1 protein-coding gene is annotated in these 1,672 nt (G+C 73.6%); it reads right to left on the reverse strand.

Annotated features, from left to right (window positions below; genetic code table 11):
* The coding region (locus SZ60_RS15100) for an FAD-dependent oxidoreductase (RefSeq protein ID WP_043597372.1) at nucleotides 1–1,404 on the reverse strand (1,404 nt) is incomplete at its 3' end.
* Between the last annotated feature and the right edge of the window lie 268 nt (nucleotides 1,405–1,672).

Raw genomic sequence — 1,672 nt, forward strand, 5'->3', positions numbered from 1 at the left:
CCCGTGCAGCGGGCAGTCCCACGAGCGTTCCGAGTCGTTCCAGGTCACGATGCCGACGAGGTGCGGGCAGATCGCCGACACGGTGCACACCTCGCCGTCCACGGTCGAGCGCGCGACCGGGGCGAAGCCGCCCGAGCGACCGACCTCGCCCTGTCCCTCGGCGGGGGCGACGGCGACCAGACGGCGGGTCATCGCCCCGGCCCAGCCCTTGGCCGCCCACCAGGCGTCGGCCGCGTTGATCCCGATGCCGGAAGCGATCGCGATCGGCGTGGTGACGCGCTTGTGCAGCGTGGTCATCCACGGCTGCGGATCACCGAGCACGTCCGAGACGAGGGTCATCGCCGCCTGGACCGCGTTCGTCAGCCCCCAGTGCTCGTACCCGGTCGCGAGGTAGATGCGCCCACGACCGCGCGGCAGCCAGCCGACGAAGGGCACGTGGTGCGGGGTGCCGTAGTCCTGGCCGCTCCACGAATGGGTCAGCCGGGCACCGGACCAGTGACGCGTCGTCCAGTCGACGAGGTCGTCGACCAGCGCGGTCGTCGAGGAGGCGCGGCCCACCGGGTGCCGGTTGCCGCCCGTCACGAGGCGGTCGCCCACCGACGAGAACGACCGCGTGGGCCCGTCGACCGCCTGGTACATGCCGGCGGGCAGGTCGTCGGCGCCCTCGAAGGCGAGGCCGTAGGAGCGCTCGCTGCGGAGCTTCGCGAAGTAGAGGCCGCGGTCGAGCACGGGGCTGCCGGTCGTGACGTGGACCCGGTGGCCGCGGACGTCGGGTCCGTCGCTGTGGGTCACCGTGGGGCTGGACGCGTCGACCCCGGTGACGCGCACCCCCTCGACGACGATGCCGCCGAGCGCCCGGACGTCCGCCACGAGGGCGACGACGGCCTGCATCGGGTCGAACTGAGCTTGGTCGGGCAGCCGGAGCCCGCCCGTGGTGCCGAACGGCAGGTCGAGGCCGAACTCCTTCACGACGGGCAGGCCGGCCCTCCGCGCGACGAGGTACTCGTCGTCGACCGTGGCGATCCCTCCCCGGGTCGTCGAATAGCTGTACGCGTCCCGACGCTCGACCTCGACTCCGGCCTCGTCGAGGTAGTCGACCATCCAGTCGAAACCCGCCCGGTTGCCCGCGACATAGGCGTCGACGACGCTCTGGTAGGTGTTGGTGCGGATGCGCTGGAGCTGCTTGCCCTGCAGCAGCGACATCGACGCCGTGCCGCTGCCGCTCGCGACGCTGCCCACCGAGCGCGCCTCCAGCACGGCGACGCGGTGGCCGCGCCGTGCGAACAGCAGAGCGGTGACCAGGCCGGTCAGGCCGCCGCCGACGATCACGTCGTCGTAGACGGTCTCGGGGTCGATCCTGTCGGTCGTGACGTCGGGCGCGGCGTCGAGCCAGGGTGACGGCATGGTGCCTCCGGGTGCGCGGGTGGGTGTTGCGCGCCACGGTAGGCCCGTCGGGCGGTGCGTGTGTGTCCGACGGGCGAGCGGGCGACCCACGGCACGACCCGCCGTCACGGCTGCTGCCGCTGCCGTCGGCGTCGGCTCAGGGGTCGGCGTCGGCGTCGGCTTAGGGGGGCGGCGTCGGCGTCGGCTTAGGGGGGCGGCGTCGGCGTCGGCTTAGGGGGGCGGCGTCGGCGAGCCGAACCCGACCGCGGGGGGCGCGAATTGCGTGCAC

This window comes from Frigoribacterium sp. MEB024 (genome assembly GCF_000878135.1).
Taxonomy (GTDB): domain Bacteria; phylum Actinomycetota; class Actinomycetes; order Actinomycetales; family Microbacteriaceae; genus Frigoribacterium.